The sequence below is a fragment of the Bacillus sp. JZ105 genome, from assembly GCF_053903125.1.
Genome location: NZ_CP096387.1, coordinates 835,200 through 849,866, shown reverse-complemented (window position 1 = coordinate 849,866; position 14,667 = coordinate 835,200). Strand labels below are relative to the sequence as shown.

Sequence of the window (14,667 nt, the reverse complement as noted above, 5' to 3'; positions counted from 1 at the left end):
GATAATTTCAATCCACATACCCATATAGAGTGCGACTGCGATTTCCGCCCTAATTGTAATATTATTTAGGGAATGATTGTAAAAATCCACAAATTCCAATATAGAATTTTGTTTTCTCCTTAGTGAAATATACATTTTTCCTTAATTTCGTCGAATAAAAAGGTGCGAATGTCCTGGGGATTTTATGTTCACCTCACATTCGCACCAAGTTTTTAATTCATTAATCTTATTTAATGTTCTTCTAACATATCCGAGGAGAGCTATTCTAATAAATTTTATTGTCTTCAATTTTCTTTATTAACTAAAATGACTACTCTTCTCCCAAACTTTGAAGAAAAGTAAACTTTAATCAATATATTTACTCCACTAATAATTTTCGACCAAACATAAATGCTTTTGTTTTCTCTTATTAAAATCAAGAATGGCTAAGCACTCTTAAACTTCCGCATATTACAGATAATATTTCAATCCACGCACTCATGTAGAGTGCGACGCTCAAATTTGCGTTGGATCAACGCTATGTGCACTATTTCAATCCACGCACCCATATAGAGTGCGACCAGGACAAAAAAAGGGAAACGACGGCTTGAAAAAATTTCAATCCACGCACTCATATAGAGTGCGACGTATACAGTATCGAGGACTTTGACGCTCTATGCACAATTTCAATCCACGCACTCATATAGAGTGCGACTTTATGTGTGATCTTTACGCATATATATCATTATGTATTTCAATCCACGCACTCATATAGAGTGCGACTGCGATTTCCGCCCTAATTGTAACATTTTTTAGGGAATAATTGTTAAAATTCACAAATTTCAATATAGGATTTTGTTTTCACCTCTACATAATATACATTTTCTCTCATTTTTGTCGAATAAAAAGGTGCGAATGCACCGGAGATTTTATGTTCACCTCACATTCGCACCAAGAGCCTCTCTTACAACTTCGTCATATATTCCACAATAAACTCCCAAAATCCAGGTCCTTCTTGGTAAATCAGCCGGTCTATTTTTTCGATGAGTTTGATATAGAGTTCTTGTTCGAGGTCTTCTCTTTCTTGATATGCCGTGTTTTGTAGTTTCTTTTTGATCATGGGTGTGAAGGTTTCAATGAGTTCTTCCATTTCTCCATTGGTCATTTTGTCTTCGTGCACGGACATCTCCCCCTGTTTCTTCTTTTAGTTTGTTGAGCGCTTTTTTGTGAATGTTTGAGATGTTTTGTCTTGTTTCGCCTAACTGATCGGCTATTTCCTTCATCGTTTGACCTTCGACATAGATTTGGGTTAAGATCATTTTTTGTTTGTCTGTGAGCTGCTGGTAGGCCTTGTATAATGTTTGGTCTTGCAGATGCTCCCCTAAGTCTTGCTGGTTGAAGAGCACGGCTTCATACGTATCTGTTTGAACAGGGTCTTTCACTTCTTGTGTATCAGGATGATCGAGTATGAGCGGAAAACGCTGCTGTTTCTTTTTTACTCGTTTGTCAAAGTCGACTGAAAAGATGCGTATCATAGTGGAGATATACTTGATGATGCGGATTTTTTGATAGAACTGTTTGAACTCGGAATCTAGTTTTTTGGCATTTTCCTCGTTTGGCTCTTCCATAACTTGCCGGAGCAGCTGCTCGTTTTTCGGATTGCTTAAAAACTGCTGAATGAGCGGGTGATCAAAGATTTCTTTCCATTTTGCTTTCAATAACAGCCGATAATCCATGTGCATCCTCCCCTTTGTTCCCTCTACTAGCATTAAGTGGACAAAAGTTAAAAAAAGTAAACTTCGTGAAACGGGTCTAATGATTCATTTTCTCCACCTCTGCTTTCCTTTTTCTTCTTTCATACCACTTATATAGAAGACGAGTATCCGCTGGGAGGTGAGACAAATGGAGACCTTTTTTTCAGAGGAATGGCTGAAGCAGCTCGGTCAGGCTGGCTTCCCTGCCATTTTGACGGTTTACTTGCTGACACGCTTTGAACGAAAGTTTGATGAATTAAGCAAGCTCATCCAACGATTGGTCGCTGCTCAAAAAAATGATGAATCAGATTGACATCTGCTTGATTCGTTTCACCTTATGAAAACGAGGGCGAAATGAAAGGCCTTTTGTCACCTCACACAATACGATGTTGAAAGGGGATTTTATCATGAGTGAAAAGCAAAATGGAATACCACAGCCGATTCGAGGAGAAAAAGGAGCAACGGTCAAAATTCCACGTAATCTCGAGCGGGACAGACAAAATCCAGATATGCTCACGCCGCCAGAAACCGATCATGGAACGGTCTCCAACATGAAATATTCATTCTCTGATACACACAATCGTTTAGAAAAAGGCGGCTACGCCCGCGAGGTAACAGTCCGTGAACTGCCGATCTCAAAAAGTCTTGCATCTGTGAATATGCGGCTAAAGCCTGGTGCGATTCGTGAGCTGCACTGGCACAAGGAAGCGGAATGGGCGTACATGATTTATGGGGAAGCCCGGATTACATCGGTTGATGCAGAGGGGCGCAATTTTACCGAGGATGTAACAGAGGGTGATTTGTGGTACTTCCCTTCTGGCCTGCCGCACTCTATCCAAGCACTTGAACCGGGAGCTGAATTCTTGCTTGTGTTTGATGATGGGTCATTCTCAGAAAATAGTACGTTCCAAGTAACCGATTGGCTTGCCCACACCCCGGAGGAAGTCGTGCTCAAGAACTTCGGTATGACAAAAGAGCAGTTTAACAAGCTGCCAGAGAAAGAAAAGTATATTTTCCAAAAAGGAATTCCTGGTTCCCTTGAATGTGACAAGGTGAAAACAGAGCAAGGAGAGGTCCCGAATTCCTTTAAATATGAGCTGTTAAAACAGGAGCCGATTACGTCAAGCGGCGGACAAGTGTGGATTGCGGACTCTACCAATTTTAAAGCGTCTAAGACGATTGCATCTGCTCTTGTGAAAGTTGATCCAGGTGCGATTCGCGAGCTGCACTGGCATCCAAATACGGATGAATGGCAATATTTCATTTCTGGAAAGGCACGAATGACGGTATTTGCTTCTGATGGACATGCGAGAACCTTTAACTATCAGGCCGGAGACGTTGGATATGTCCCATTTGCGATGGGGCATTATGTAGAAAATACAGGCGACGAACCGCTTTATTTCTTAGAAATCTTTAAGAGCGATCATTATGCAGACATCTCACTCAATCAGTGGCTTGCGGTCACACCGAAACAGCTTGTTCTTGATCATTTAGATCAAGGCGAAGATTTCTTAAAACTGCTTGATACTGAAAAACATCCTGTGGTCGCTGCACCTAAAAAAGAGGATTAACATATAACTTCCTGCAAAAAGGCTGTCCTTTTTGCAGGTATCTTCATGTAAAGGAGTGTTTGTTCACCTATGCAGCAATCTGTTCACGCTTTATGGCAAGGGCTGAAATGGCTCATGGCGGCGTCGGCTGTCTGTTACATATTTTTGTTGTTTTGTGTACTGTTTTTTCATTTAACGGGTGCTTTTTATCAATCGATTTTATCGATGCTTTTATTTATGGGTATCTATGTGGTACTTGGGATATCCTTTGAGCATGTGGAGCATATGCTCATGAGGGTTGTGAGAAAATGCCGTTCCAAAAAACGCTCCATCGTTTTCTATGCCATTTCAATTCATCTCTTGTTTATTTGGGGTGCTGTTTATTTATCAGATGAATTGGTTGGGGGCATTTTACTGTCTACTTCTGAGGAAATCCTCTTTGCCCTAAGCATTTGGTTGTTTCATTTTTTGTTTGATTATGCGACGTTTTCGTTTGAGAAAGAAGCTTAATGATTTGCTTCATATGATGGATATCGTGCTCGATCAGCCCTTGGAAGATAAAAAAACACCACTTATGATAAAAAGTGGTGTTTCTTGTGTTTTCTTCGTGCATATAGGATCGCACCGATCAAACTGACGAGTGAAATCAATACAAGAATTCTGATATAAGGCGGATAGTAGGTTAGCACAATCTCGTTTTTGCCTTTTTCTATTGGAAAACCGATAAAGGCGTAATTGGCTTGTTCAATATCTGTCTGCTGTCCGTTCACTGTGAGCTCCCAGCCTTTTTCATATGGTACTGGCAAAACCATATAATCATCGCCGCGTTTATTATCATATGAAATCGTAAAGCGGTTGTTTTCGAGCTTTACCTGCTGGCTGCCACTATCCTGTTTTTCTTTTTCATATGCCTTTTCTAGGATGCGGTAAGGCTCTTGATACAGCCTCAGTTGATTGAGTTCATACGTCCCTTTTGGTACTCGAATGGAAAGGATTTTTTCCGCAGGGACTCGAATCGTCACTTCATTGACGCCTGTTTTATAGATGGATGTATTGCTTTTTCGTGAAGTGACATAGTTGTCAACGGATAACTGAAATCCTTCGTTACGGTCGGTCCGCTTCACATAAAAGCTCACATACACATCCCCATCGCGGGCCATATCATCTGGCAGCGTGATATTCAGGCCGCCTGTTTCTCCGTATACATCAAGCACGCCATGTTCGTATATGGCTTGTTCCGTATGAATGTTTGTATCCTTGACTCGATCTGGCGCGTGCTCTATTTCAGCGTTTCCTTTTTTGTCTAAAATCACACCTTGCAGCATTGCATGCTCTCTATCAAGCGCTGAGGCATTTTTTAAAGATTCTTCTGAATAAATCGTGCTTGTTGTTCTTGCAAATGGCAGCGGCCGTGTATTTTCATACACTTTATAATGCTCGCTTTCCAATATTGGCTTAAAATAAGCTGGCGGTGAGTAAGGCATCGTATTGTCTCTCATATAATACTTTCCGTAGGTCAGGCTGTATAAATTCGCCCTGTCCCCCATTGTTGCATAACGGCTGACACTTTCTCGTCCCATATCGATTTGCAGGTCATTCCAGTAGAAATTGAGCAAATGCTGATTCAATATACTTGAATACGCACTCATGCCTTGAAAGCCTTCAAATAACGGGGTGTTGTTGCGCACGCCGTTCATCCAATCAATCCGGGCAAGCGGATCTTTTGAAGAGCGGCTTTGAATCTGCTGAATGAGCTTCATTTGCTCATGTCCAGCATACGCCTCACTATTTAGATACGTATCTGATACGCTCTTAATATTGCTTCTTTCAGATAAGTAGCCCTGCTGGTACACGCCTGCTGTCAGTAAGCTGATAACGATGAGCACAGCTGAAAAGAGACGAAGGTGCTGGCGTTTTTCCGCATGAATCAACAGGAAAAACAAGCTGATTATAAGCAGTCCTATGCCTGTAAATACAACAACATCCATATTTCCCTTTGCTCGTTCTGAAAGGGCGACTGCGAGAAGGAACACGATCCAAGCGCCTAAGACCGCACGCTTTTTCCACTTCCACTCGATTTGCGAGAAATGCTTGATGGTGATGGCTGCGACCGCTCCAACTGTAAAAGCAAGAATGTATTCAAACCTGTACTGCGGTGCTGAAAAACCATTAAACACGCTCGCCATCTTTGGACTGTAGTGAAAAACAATGAGCAGAACGCTGATCGATGTAAACATGAAAAACCACCTGTTCCGATAAAGCGGAACGAGGAACATACAAATGAGAAAGATGACAGGTAATAAATACACCCTGCTTGTAAACAGCAGATGATCATGCAGATCAAACCAAGGTATAGATTGATCATATGGCGGTCTGATATTATGAAGAAATCCATAGACAGACGGGACAAAAAAGGCAGCACTGATTCCAAAGGATAACAGCGTAGAGACCGCCAGCGTCCAGAACACCTTCCACCCGTTCTCCTCACTTCGAAGCTTGATGATATATCTGAAGACAAGATAGATCGCTAAAAAGATAAAATGAATATATGCAAAGTAAAAATTGTTGATAAGCATCAGGCTGCACGCCGCAATAAACCAAGCCGGCTTACCCGTTTTGAAAATCCGTTCAACCCCAAGTACAAGCAGCGGGAGCCACATCATACTGTCGGTGAAAAACTCCCAAAACGTTTGATGCCGAAAAAACACAATAGACAATCCGTAAATTGCGGCTCCTGTTAATGCGCTCAGCCTATGCTGAACCATTGAAAGAAGCACACGGTAAGCGATGAAAAGAATAAGCGTCAGCTTGATCACACTCAGCCAAATGACGGCATTTGCCCAGAAATGAATGTCCGTTGACTGGATGACATGAAGCGCATTCATCAGCCAGACGACAGCGACTGTGACCATAAAGACAGTCGACGTTGTGAAATAATAACCTAATTGCGTATATGTACCGCCGCCTAGACCGAATTGATAGGAATAAAAGAAGTTCCCTTTGACGTATTCATCGTACAGCAGCTTTTTAAATGGGAGCATTTGTGAGATTCCGTCTCCATCTCCTGTCATATACCGGCCTTGCGTATATTCATATAAGAAAAAGGAGTGTCCTAATAAAGCGAGAATGAGGCACATTCCTATCATTATCCATCTACGTTTCATCATCTAAATCCTTTCCACAAAAAGATCCACTGTTCTTTGAAACAAAACAACCCAGCAAGCGATTCGTGCTTGCCGGTTATTTGACTCCACGTTATTTAAATAACTGCGTTAACACTCGGTCTTGTTCCTTTGAGCTTGACTCTTGTTCCATCACATTTGATTCCTGGATTAAATAATGCGGCCTCTTTTTCGTTTCATAATAAATACGGCCAATATATTCTCCAATCACACCTAGACTCAAAAGCTGGACACCTCCAAGGAACAGCACAGCCGATATTAAAGTAAAATAACCCGGCACCATAATGCCCGTTCTGACGATTTGAATAAAGGTGGCCACGATGTAAATCAATGAGAGAAATAAGATCAGTATGCCAGTATAAAAACAAATTCGCAGCGGGCGGTTGTTAAAGGAAATGACGCCATCTATGCCATAGTTAAATAATTTCTTCAGTGACCATTTAGTATCACCATGCTGTCTTTCTACATTTTCATAATAGATGACCTTTTCTTCAAACCCAATCCAGCAAAAAAGCCCTTTCGAAAAACGATTTCCCTCTTTCAGCTGAAGCAGGGCATCGATGGCTTGGCGTGAAATTAAACGGAAATCCCCGACACCATCACGCAAGTCCACTTCTACTACCTTGTTCATCACCTTATAGTACATGGATGACAGGTAAGAGCGCAGCTTGCTGTCACCTTTCCGGTTCCGTTTGGCAATGACTTGATGATAGCCTTCTTCATATCCTCTGACAAAGTCCTGAATTAAATACGTCGGGTGCTGCAGATCGGCGTCCATAATAATCGCAGCTGCTCCTTTTGCATGTTCAAGCCCTGCCAAAATAGCGGCTTCCTTTCCAAAGTTGCGCGAAAAGGATATATATTTGACCTTTGCACTTTTGCGAGAGAGCTCTCTCATGTATTGAAGCGTGTTGTCTTTGCTTCCATCATTTACAAAGATGATTTCAAAGTCATAATGAAAATCGCGAAACTCTTCCTCGAGTGCCTCAAAGATTCGTCTGATGTTTTCACCTTCATTGTAAGAAGGAATTATAACAGAGAGCAGTTCCCGTTCCATATCGCACCTTCTCTTCACTTTTTTCACATAGTCTGATATGTTCATTATTCCTTTTTTGTCAGAAAACGAAACCCTTTTTTATTATCCATAAATTACATATCTCTTTAATCGTTTCATTATATCAGAGTTTTATTTCCAGTGATTTTCAGCAGGATGAATTTAATGTAATTTTAAGTTTAATCATTGTAAAAAGCCTGTAATTCCGATCACAGACTGGGTATTGTTTCATAAAATTATTAGATCATTTGTATATTTTCCTAATGATTGAAAAAGATGAATGGAAGTGAAAGGGCAACCTTTTAGTGAAGCAGCCCTCGATTGTTTTGTTGCAGATGCTCGTTTGCCTTTGATTGTTTATTTTGAAATAAATGAAGCTGCGCACCGTAGCTCTCGATCCACTCTTGGACAATTCGTTCTGTTGTTTCCTGTCCTTTATACTTACGGCCAGCCTTTGCATAAGTCGTTTCAAAATCACTCCAAAGCAGCTCTACCCATGTACGTGCTTCGTCATATGTCAGCATATTGTTTTTTTCCATAAGTTGTTCTGTTAGTCGCTCAAAGTATTGTTCCATATTGATTCCTCCTTCATCTAGCAGAAAGTGCCTTTTTAAAAAAACTTCTTTTTTCATATACTACCCTTACGTCTTCAAAAGACGCAAATGATTTGTATTGTTTGGAGGGAATCGATATGCGTAATAAAGCAAAAGGCTTTCCAAATCAGGTAAATCACAAGTTTGAAGGCGAACCAGGCGCTACAGTTGCTTATGCGTCTAAACGGCCGAATGGTGAAACGAATACACGTCCACAGGAACGTATGAGGGCATCAGGAAAACGCTAATTTTCTCAAAGGGAGTGCTTGAGATATGAGTTCAAATGGGAAATCGTATATGGCAGACTTTGTTCAATTAAGGACAACCGCTTACCCTCAACCATGGGCAAATGCAAAGCATTCTGCCTCTCAGGTCAACGGAGAAACGCAGCAAACGCAGCACGACATCGTACTTCAGAACAACGTCCGTAAACAGCGTTCGAAATAAAGAAAAGGACTGATCCCAAGTGATCAGTCCTTTTGCGTCAGCATTGAAATCGGCAGGGCGTCTTCCTTATTTGGAGCCGATACTCTGTATCCCCACGCAAAAACGCCATTTAGATATTCCACATAAAACTCTTCGTCTGTGTCTTTGATTTGATAAGTTGTTTTCGTTTGAATCGAGGCTGGATCTAATAAATAGGCTTTCGCCATATCGATTTTCCGTTCTAAAACTGCGTATTCATTCACAATGCCAAGCTGCTCAGCCTTTCGTGCTTTTTCAGAAAGGGCGGCAATCTCCTGCTTCAATTCGTATTCTGTCATCTCACTATAGCGTTTTTCCATCTGTCATTCCCCTTTGTCTAAAACGTGATCAATTGTATCGAGATCAAAGCCTTTTCTGAATAAAAATTGCTTCACTTTCATCTTCTTTTCAAATGATCCGTCATATCCTACCTTGCGTTTTGCTTTTTCCAGCATATAAAGAAGGGCTTCTTCTTCCTTTTCCTCTTCTTGTCCATCATAGGCTTCTTGAAGGGCTTTATCAATGATCTCAAACGAAAATCCCTTTCGCTGCAGCTGCAGCTTGATACGCTGCTCAATCTCTTTTGCAGAACGATTTTTTTCTTTTTTGACTAGCTTGAGAACCTGCTTTACAGCTTCCTCCAGCTGCAGGTCATCAGGGTATTGAGATAGCGCTTGTTCAATCGTTTCATCGTCTATCCCTTTGAGCTTCAATTCTTTTTTTAGGACGGACGGTCCTTTGCTGTTCGTTTTTCGGTGGGTGCTGACATAGGCTTCTGCAAATTCAAAATCATTTACATACTTATAATGCTTTAATTTGTGTATAATTTCACTAATAGCAGGTGCAGGGATTTCTTTTTTCGTTAAATAATCGGTGACTTCTTTCACTGACCTCATGCGGTAAGATAAATAATCAACGGCCTGCTGAAATCCTTTTTTCACCGAATCACCGAATTGAATCTCAATGATATCTGCTTCGTCCAGCTCTTTTCCTTTTTTCAAATCGTGCTGGACGAGCACATCTAAATCAACGCTAAAGGCGTACTTTTCATCAAGAAAGATGTTGACCCGCTCGGTATTGTTTTTCTGAGCAGAAATTTTTGTGATATAAGGCATCCTGTGATCACTCCTTTTCCAAAACAGTCAGGATGTTTCTTCTGATTCAAAATCGAGAAAGATATAGGTATGTATATGAGAGGAGAGATGTCAATTGAATATCGCCATTACCGGAGGAACCGGTTTTATCGGCCGGCATGTCACAAAAGTGCTCGCTGCTGAGGGACATCATCTATATATTTTAACAAGAAATCCAAAGGAATCCGAACAAAATCATTTACATTATGTGCAGTGGCTGACTGAAGGTGCTGCACCTGAGCATGAATTGCCTGCCATCGATGTATGGATTAACCTTGCTGGAAAATCCATTTTTACACGCTGGACAGACAAGGCAAAAGAAGGCATCCTCTCCAGCCGTCTCAAATCAACACAAGAGGTAAGACGCATTATAGAAGCGCAGGAATCAAAACCATCTGTGCTGATTCAAGCAAGTGCTGTCGGGATTTATGGCACATCTCAAACAGGAGATTTTACGGAGGAATCACCTCCTGCAAATACTGATTTCTTAAGTCATACATCAAGGCTTTGGGAGGCTGAGGGGCAAAAAATTGAAGCCCTCGGCATTCGTACGGTCTACACCCGCTTTGGCGTCGTGTTAGGAGAAAAAGGCACACTGCCGCTGATGACACTTCCTTACAAGCTGTTTGCCGGCGGAACAATCGGCGCTGGCTCGCAATGGGTTTCATGGGTTCATGTTGAGGATGTGGCACATCTCATTGCTTATGCGATTCATAATGACGACCTGTCAGGCCCGCTCAATGTGACATCACCGAATCCTGTTCAAATGAAACAGCTTGGACAAACCATTGCTTCTGCCCTTCACCGTCCCCATTGGCTGAAGGTGCCATCTTTTGTGATCAAAACGGCGCTTGGTGAAATGTCATTACTTGTTTTAGAAGGCCAGCGTGCTCTGCCAAAAAAAGCACTGCTCTCTTCTTATGACTTTTTGCATCCTGAACTAAAAGAAGCGATTTTGCATTCAGGGGAATAAATGTTGTCAAAAACACCCATCCTATTAGAAATGATATGAGGGGGCGATTTTGATGAAGAAAAAAGAACACCAGCCAACTTCGAAGCTGAAGAAAACCCAGGAAGTCCTGTATCAGCAGGAATTCAAAAAAGCGGAGAGAGCAGCAGAAAAAAGAAACAAATAAGACGGATATTCCCCCCCAACAAGCACATAACTAAAGTGATCTTGTAAAGGAGGGAAAGGCTTTGAAAAAAGACCAACACAAAAAATCCAACCACGAGCTCGCGGCACAAGAGACGGATGGCGAATATGTTGAATTTTCCAAAGAACTTGCAGATCCGAATGACGTAAAAGCAATGGCACGTATGAAAGCAGCCGATCAGCGCGCCAAAAAACAATAAGTAAAAAAGCAGACCTCATTCAGCGGTCTGCTTTTCTTTTATTTGATTTCAGTAAGAAGACTTGATGCTTTCTGGCGTGATTTTTCCTCAGGCACCTCTTCTGGATAACCTATATGAAGAATCGCAGCGAACCGCTCGTTTTCCTTTAATCCCATGTCTTGTTGAAAGCCTTTGTCGTATAAAATACGTCCGCTCTTCCATACCATACCGATCCCTTGATCCCACGCAAGCAGCTGAAGATTTTGAATAAGTGCGCTGACAGCGGCAAAATCATCATTTCTCACGACAGGGTTCTCGTCTTCTTTTAGCACGACAAGTAAAAGCGCTGGAACCTTAGAAAAATATTCTCTGTATTGATTGATTTTTTCTTCTTTTGCATCTGGGTTGTTGCGCTGAAAGAAAGCAATAAAACGCTCTACAAAAGTCGCTTTCGCTTCATCCGTCACCGCATATAAAAAGCGCCACGGCTCCGTGATTTTATGGTTCGGTGCATAAACCGCATCCTCTAATAGCGGCTGAAGCTGCTCAATCGTCACCGGTATGTCTTTGAATTTTCGAATCGATCGTCTATATCTGACAGCGTCTCGCACCGTTAACGCTTCTGTTTGTTGTTTCGTTTCTGGCATATTTGTCATCCTTTCAATCAACTTAATTGAAATTGATTCTCATTCACATTATAAACGTCATCGCGTGCAGTTGCAAATCAAGTATCCCTCCTCCCCGTCTGCTAAATAGTTGTTTGACTTTTTCAAGTAATGTTACAATCATATTACGTTTTAAACAAATTTTGAGAAAAAAGCCAAGATGATGAAATGATTTTCAAGTATTCCCATTTTGTCTGATCTGGTTTTTTTGTCAAAAGGCTTTCAACCATGATTGGAAGGGAGGCTTCTGGATGGAATGAAAATCAATATTGGACAAATCATTAAACTCTACCGTTATAAACAAAATATGACCCAATCTGAATTGGCAGAAGGAATTTGTTCTGTCTCTCATTTAAGTAAAATTGAAAATGGCTCAAAGGAGGCCAATCAAGATACGATCAATTTGCTGCTTGAACGGCTTGGCATCAGCCAAGAAAAGCTGTCACAAAAGGCGCGTCATCTGCTGTCACTTTTGGATGAGTTTCAAATGAATATGTATTTCTATGCTCTCGATCAGGCTGAACAAAATGCAGAAATAATTATTCAGCATGAGGAGCAGTTCTTTTCGCTCGATTTAGGCATTCAGTATCATTTGTCCTTATTTCAATTTTATTTATTAACGGATAAACAGCCGCTTGCCTTAAAAACACACCGCGTGCTCAAAAAATTCGAAAAAACCTTTATTGAAACGGAAAAAGAAATTTTTGAATATCTAGACGGCATTCATCAAATTAAAATTGGTCAGCTTGAAGATGGACTGAAAAAGCTTGAAAGCTGCTTTTCCTACGCTTCAGTAGAACAAAGTGATTTGTATTATCACTATGCAAAAGCACTTGGAAACATGGGACAGCTGGGTGATGCGCTTGAAGCGACACATCAAGCGATGGATTTATATAGACAAAAGAACAATTTCAAGCGGATTATTCACTGTACACTTATTCACGGCGTGATCTCACTTGAACTAAAAGCCTATCAAACTGCGAAGAAATATATAAAGGAAGTGATTTTGCACACGTCCCTTCACCCAGACGCCTATATTAAAATGTCCGCTTATTTTTATTACGGGGTGCTCTTAAAACGTGAAGGCGATTTCTCTTCTGCTGTGCCTTATTTACTAGATTCACTCAATTACTTTAATCAAGAACAGATAGAAGATCGTTACTGTGAAACGCTATATGAAATTGCGACACTATATGCTGAATATGACCGCAAAAAAGCACTTCCCTACATACATGAGCTGTTAAAACAGCCTCGTATTCAGCCAAACTGTTTATATATGATCAAAATCTATAAATTGATGATTGAGGAAAACCCTCTTGATTTGAAAACCTATTTGGTTGAAGCAGCCCTTCCTTACTTTGAACACAATGAGCTGCACAATGAATATTTGTTTGCGCTTAGAACCTTGCTTACCTATGCAGGTACTGAGCTTGATGAGCAGGACTATAAGTCCTACACAAAGAAACTGCTCGATCATTTAACAGTATATCTTCCCTATTACAAAAAAGCATGACCTTCTGCCGATCGAAGGTCATGCTTTTTCTATTTATTAAATGGTCTCTTGTTGATCTGTGTCATGATGGTTCACCCGTTTGACAGAATGAATATACCGTCTTTTTGCAAAGAAATCGTACGCATGCTGTCCAAAGCCAAGCCAGATGCTGAGCACGATGAATGGGACCGTTCCCCATAATGCAGGGATATGGCAGGCCATACGCAGCCAAGTATAAATCCCTGAATTCTTTTGATTTTTGGCTAGGGAAATAGACACAATTCGTTTTTCCGCCTTTTCTTCACTGATTTTATTCAGCCTGAGCAGCTGCGAGTGTCTAAAGGATTCAAAGTGAATCCGATTTTTCCAATCGAGTGATCTTAACACATCAATCGTTTTTGCACATGCAGGGCTTTGTCCGTCATAAAACACAAGCAGCCTCAGTGATTTAATGGAACGCTGTTCTCTTTTTTTCGATTCAGCGAGTTTCTTTTTTTCTTGATCGAGATAAATGATTTTTTTCATAAGTTGATCGCCTGTCCTTTTCCGTCATTTTTTTAGTTCGTTCAAAGGAGATTACAACTAGATTACTATAGTTGCTGGGCCTCTTGTATTGGGAAAAAGCCAACCGTTGTGCGTTATATGAGCCTTTGGATAAGGGCAAAATCATTAATTTCATGGCATATATGAGGTTTTTCAACTAAAAGTGGTTGGGAAAATCGTGGTGCTTTGCGGTTTTCTGCGGTATTTGATAGAATTCTGCGGTTTTCTACATCTTTATGCGGTGGTTTTGTAGGTAAAACGCAAAAACAAGATAAAAAAAGACTACTTCCCATTGCGGTGAAGTAGTCTTTTGGTTTATATTTTTGCCAAAACTTCTACTATTTCTTTCTCAATATCTTTCCATAAGTAACGGTCTGTCGTATAGTGATGTGCGGCTTCTTTCGCAAATACTTGAAAAGCTTCTTCATAATCAGGTGCATCTTTGTCCGGTTTTTTCTCGTCGACAAAGCGCTGTGCTTCTGCTGAGCGAGGTCCCCATTTGCCCACTTCATTCCCGTCCTGATCAATGATGACGATAATCGGAATCGATCTTGCGGTCCCATTCGTTAAATACTGATCCATCAGGTCTAGATGCTCATCCCGAATGAAATAGCGCGCATCAATGAGTGCTTCATTTGCAATACGCATGAAAATCGGGACATTGACCATCGCATCTCCGCACCAATCCGCTGTGATGACAAGCGCTCTGAGCTTTTTCTTTTGCAGCTTTTGAAGAAGCTCTTTTTCTTTTTGATGAATTGCATACTGGTTGTACACCGTGAGCAGATTTTCCCGGTTTTTCTCCATATTGTGTACATATGTACGTTCAGATAATCCCTTTGTAAACCATTCATTTAATGTCATATGAACATCCCCCTTACCCTTCAACTTTACCACTTTTGCTATTCTTTTGTCTAAAAAAACC

19 protein-coding genes and 1 CRISPR repeat array are annotated in these 14,667 nt (G+C 40.9%); of the genes, 9 read left to right on the top strand and 10 right to left on the bottom strand.

Going from position 1 to position 14,667, the window contains the following annotated elements:
* Window positions 1-459 precede the first annotated feature (459 nt).
* Window positions 460-762: a CRISPR direct-repeat array (repeat unit 33 nt; unit sequence AATTTCAATCCACGCACTCATATAGAGTGCGAC).
* A gap of 181 nt (window positions 763-943) precedes the next feature.
* Window positions 944-1,165, bottom strand: coding sequence for a sigma-O factor regulator RsoA (gene rsoA, locus M1D81_RS04195; protein ID WP_029707333.1), 222 nt, complete (start codon window positions 1,163-1,165; stop codon window positions 944-946).
* Window positions 1,113-1,715, bottom strand: a complete 603-nt coding sequence (locus M1D81_RS04190) for a sigma-70 family RNA polymerase sigma factor (protein WP_456265539.1) — start codon at window positions 1,713-1,715, stop codon at window positions 1,113-1,115. The genes rsoA and M1D81_RS04190 overlap by 53 nt, the downstream gene beginning before the upstream one ends.
* 166 nt (window positions 1,716-1,881) lie before the next feature.
* Here M1D81_RS04190 and M1D81_RS04185 point away from each other — a divergent pair, with 166 nt between their 5' ends.
* The 3 genes from M1D81_RS04185 to M1D81_RS04175 all read left to right on the top strand — a co-directional run bounded on the left by M1D81_RS04185 (window position 1,882) and on the right by M1D81_RS04175 (window position 3,793).
* Window positions 1,882-2,046: a YvrJ family protein gene (locus M1D81_RS04185; protein ID WP_073204399.1), complete on the top strand. Its 165-nt coding sequence runs from the start codon at window positions 1,882-1,884 to the stop codon at window positions 2,044-2,046.
* Between the two features lie 94 nt (window positions 2,047-2,140).
* On the top strand, window positions 2,141-3,304 hold the full coding sequence (locus M1D81_RS04180) for an oxalate decarboxylase family bicupin (RefSeq protein WP_456265540.1): 1,164 nt from the start codon (window positions 2,141-2,143) through the stop codon (window positions 3,302-3,304).
* A gap of 69 nt (window positions 3,305-3,373) precedes the next feature.
* A complete protein-coding gene (locus M1D81_RS04175) occupies window positions 3,374-3,793 on the top strand; it encodes a regulatory YrvL family protein (protein ID WP_456265541.1) in 420 nt (139 codons plus the stop codon).
* A 62-nt stretch (window positions 3,794-3,855) separates the two neighbouring features.
* On the opposite strand, the gene M1D81_RS04170 is transcribed toward M1D81_RS04175, so the two are convergent.
* The 3 genes from M1D81_RS04170 to M1D81_RS04160 form a co-directional block, all read right to left on the bottom strand.
* On the bottom strand, window positions 3,856-6,450 hold the full coding sequence (locus tag M1D81_RS04170) for a YfhO family protein (protein ID WP_456265542.1): 2,595 nt from the start codon (window positions 6,448-6,450) through the stop codon (window positions 3,856-3,858).
* 88 nt (window positions 6,451-6,538) lie between these two features.
* The gene (locus tag M1D81_RS04165; protein ID WP_456265543.1) at window positions 6,539-7,522 is read right to left on the bottom strand and encodes a glycosyltransferase family 2 protein; all 984 of its coding nucleotides are present in this window, start codon (window positions 7,520-7,522) and stop codon (window positions 6,539-6,541) included.
* 299 nt (window positions 7,523-7,821) lie between these two features.
* Window positions 7,822-8,094 (bottom strand): YfhJ family protein, encoded by a 273-nt coding sequence (locus tag M1D81_RS04160; protein ID WP_024425219.1) that lies wholly within the window; start codon window positions 8,092-8,094, stop codon window positions 7,822-7,824.
* 116 nt (window positions 8,095-8,210) lie between these two features.
* On the opposite strand from M1D81_RS04160, the gene M1D81_RS04155 reads away from it, so the two are divergent.
* A complete protein-coding gene (locus M1D81_RS04155; protein ID WP_456265544.1) occupies window positions 8,211-8,360 on the top strand; it encodes a small, acid-soluble spore protein K in 150 nt (49 codons plus the stop codon).
* Between the two features lie 25 nt (window positions 8,361-8,385).
* Window positions 8,386-8,559 (top strand): YpzG family protein, encoded by a 174-nt coding sequence (locus tag M1D81_RS04150; protein WP_008360604.1) that lies wholly within the window; start codon window positions 8,386-8,388, stop codon window positions 8,557-8,559.
* 23 nt (window positions 8,560-8,582) lie between these two features.
* Here M1D81_RS04150 and M1D81_RS04145 read toward each other — a convergent pair whose 3' ends face one another.
* Together M1D81_RS04145 and recX are read right to left on the bottom strand one after the other, a co-directional pair.
* Window positions 8,583-8,897, bottom strand: a complete 315-nt coding sequence (locus M1D81_RS04145; protein ID WP_024425807.1) for a YfhH family protein — start codon at window positions 8,895-8,897, stop codon at window positions 8,583-8,585.
* A 3-nt stretch (window positions 8,898-8,900) separates the two neighbouring features.
* Window positions 8,901-9,692, bottom strand: coding sequence for a recombination regulator RecX (gene recX / locus M1D81_RS04140; protein WP_456265545.1), 792 nt, complete (start codon window positions 9,690-9,692; stop codon window positions 8,901-8,903).
* Window positions 9,693-9,786: 94 nt separating this feature from the next.
* Between recX and M1D81_RS04135 the strand changes: the two genes are divergently transcribed.
* The 3 genes from M1D81_RS04135 to M1D81_RS04125 all read left to right on the top strand — a co-directional run bounded on the left by M1D81_RS04135 (window position 9,787) and on the right by M1D81_RS04125 (window position 11,063).
* A complete protein-coding gene (locus M1D81_RS04135) occupies window positions 9,787-10,683 on the top strand; it encodes a TIGR01777 family oxidoreductase (protein WP_456265546.1) in 897 nt (298 codons plus the stop codon).
* A 52-nt stretch (window positions 10,684-10,735) separates the two neighbouring features.
* Window positions 10,736-10,846, top strand: coding sequence for a YfhE family protein (locus M1D81_RS04130; protein ID WP_017358836.1), 111 nt, complete (start codon window positions 10,736-10,738; stop codon window positions 10,844-10,846).
* A 61-nt stretch (window positions 10,847-10,907) separates the two neighbouring features.
* Entirely contained in the window at window positions 10,908-11,063 is a 156-nt protein-coding gene (locus tag M1D81_RS04125) for a YfhD family protein (RefSeq protein ID WP_024425223.1), read from the top strand.
* A 38-nt stretch (window positions 11,064-11,101) separates the two neighbouring features.
* Here the strand turns inward: M1D81_RS04125 and M1D81_RS04120 are convergent, their stop codons facing one another.
* Window positions 11,102-11,689: a nitroreductase family protein gene (locus M1D81_RS04120; protein ID WP_044334458.1), complete on the bottom strand. Its 588-nt coding sequence runs from the start codon at window positions 11,687-11,689 to the stop codon at window positions 11,102-11,104.
* A 274-nt stretch (window positions 11,690-11,963) separates the two neighbouring features.
* Between M1D81_RS04120 and M1D81_RS04115 the strand changes: the two genes are divergently transcribed.
* Window positions 11,964-13,220, top strand: a complete 1,257-nt coding sequence (locus M1D81_RS04115; protein ID WP_456265547.1) for a helix-turn-helix domain-containing protein — start codon at window positions 11,964-11,966, stop codon at window positions 13,218-13,220.
* Window positions 13,221-13,256: 36 nt separating this feature from the next.
* Here M1D81_RS04115 and M1D81_RS04110 read toward each other — a convergent pair whose 3' ends face one another.
* Window positions 13,257-13,724, bottom strand: a complete 468-nt coding sequence (locus M1D81_RS04110) for a thiol-disulfide oxidoreductase DCC family protein (protein ID WP_024425226.1) — start codon at window positions 13,722-13,724, stop codon at window positions 13,257-13,259.
* Between the two features lie 333 nt (window positions 13,725-14,057).
* Window positions 14,058-14,606, bottom strand: coding sequence for a thioredoxin family protein (locus M1D81_RS04105; protein ID WP_456265548.1), 549 nt, complete (start codon window positions 14,604-14,606; stop codon window positions 14,058-14,060).
* Window positions 14,607-14,667 lie beyond the last annotated feature (61 nt).

Excerpts from the sequence above, each read along its gene's own strand:
- M1D81_RS04180 (WP_456265540.1), top strand. The coding sequence starts at position 2,141 with ATGAGTGAAAAGCAAAATGGAATACCACAGCCGATTCGAGGAGAAAAA.
- M1D81_RS04175 (WP_456265541.1), top strand. The coding sequence starts at position 3,374 with ATGCAGCAATCTGTTCACGCTTTATGGCAAGGGCTGAAATGGCTCATG.
- M1D81_RS04165 (WP_456265543.1), bottom strand. The coding sequence starts at position 7,522 with ATGGAACGGGAACTGCTCTCTGTTATAATTCCTTCTTACAATGAAGGT.
- M1D81_RS04120 (WP_044334458.1), bottom strand. The coding sequence starts at position 11,689 with ATGCCAGAAACGAAACAACAAACAGAAGCGTTAACGGTGCGAGACGCT.
- M1D81_RS04150 (WP_008360604.1), top strand. The coding sequence starts at position 8,386 with ATGAGTTCAAATGGGAAATCGTATATGGCAGACTTTGTTCAATTAAGG.
- M1D81_RS04105 (WP_456265548.1), bottom strand. The coding sequence starts at position 14,606 with ATGACATTAAATGAATGGTTTACAAAGGGATTATCTGAACGTACATAT.
- M1D81_RS04110 (WP_024425226.1), bottom strand. The coding sequence starts at position 13,724 with ATGAAAAAAATCATTTATCTCGATCAAGAAAAAAAGAAACTCGCTGAA.
- recX (WP_456265545.1), bottom strand. The coding sequence starts at position 9,692 with ATGCCTTATATCACAAAAATTTCTGCTCAGAAAAACAATACCGAGCGG.
- M1D81_RS04170 (WP_456265542.1), bottom strand. The coding sequence starts at position 6,450 with ATGATGAAACGTAGATGGATAATGATAGGAATGTGCCTCATTCTCGCT.
- M1D81_RS04160 (WP_024425219.1), bottom strand. The coding sequence starts at position 8,094 with ATGGAACAATACTTTGAGCGACTAACAGAACAACTTATGGAAAAAAAC.
- M1D81_RS04145 (WP_024425807.1), bottom strand. The coding sequence starts at position 8,897 with ATGGAAAAACGCTATAGTGAGATGACAGAATACGAATTGAAGCAGGAG.
- M1D81_RS04155 (WP_456265544.1), top strand. The coding sequence starts at position 8,211 with ATGCGTAATAAAGCAAAAGGCTTTCCAAATCAGGTAAATCACAAGTTT.
- M1D81_RS04115 (WP_456265547.1), top strand. The coding sequence starts at position 11,964 with ATGAAAATCAATATTGGACAAATCATTAAACTCTACCGTTATAAACAA.
- M1D81_RS04185 (WP_073204399.1), top strand. The coding sequence starts at position 1,882 with ATGGAGACCTTTTTTTCAGAGGAATGGCTGAAGCAGCTCGGTCAGGCT.
- M1D81_RS04190 (WP_456265539.1), bottom strand. The coding sequence starts at position 1,715 with ATGGATTATCGGCTGTTATTGAAAGCAAAATGGAAAGAAATCTTTGAT.
- rsoA (WP_029707333.1), bottom strand. The coding sequence starts at position 1,165 with ATGTCCGTGCACGAAGACAAAATGACCAATGGAGAAATGGAAGAACTC.
- M1D81_RS04130 (WP_017358836.1), top strand. The coding sequence starts at position 10,736 with ATGAAGAAAAAAGAACACCAGCCAACTTCGAAGCTGAAGAAAACCCAG.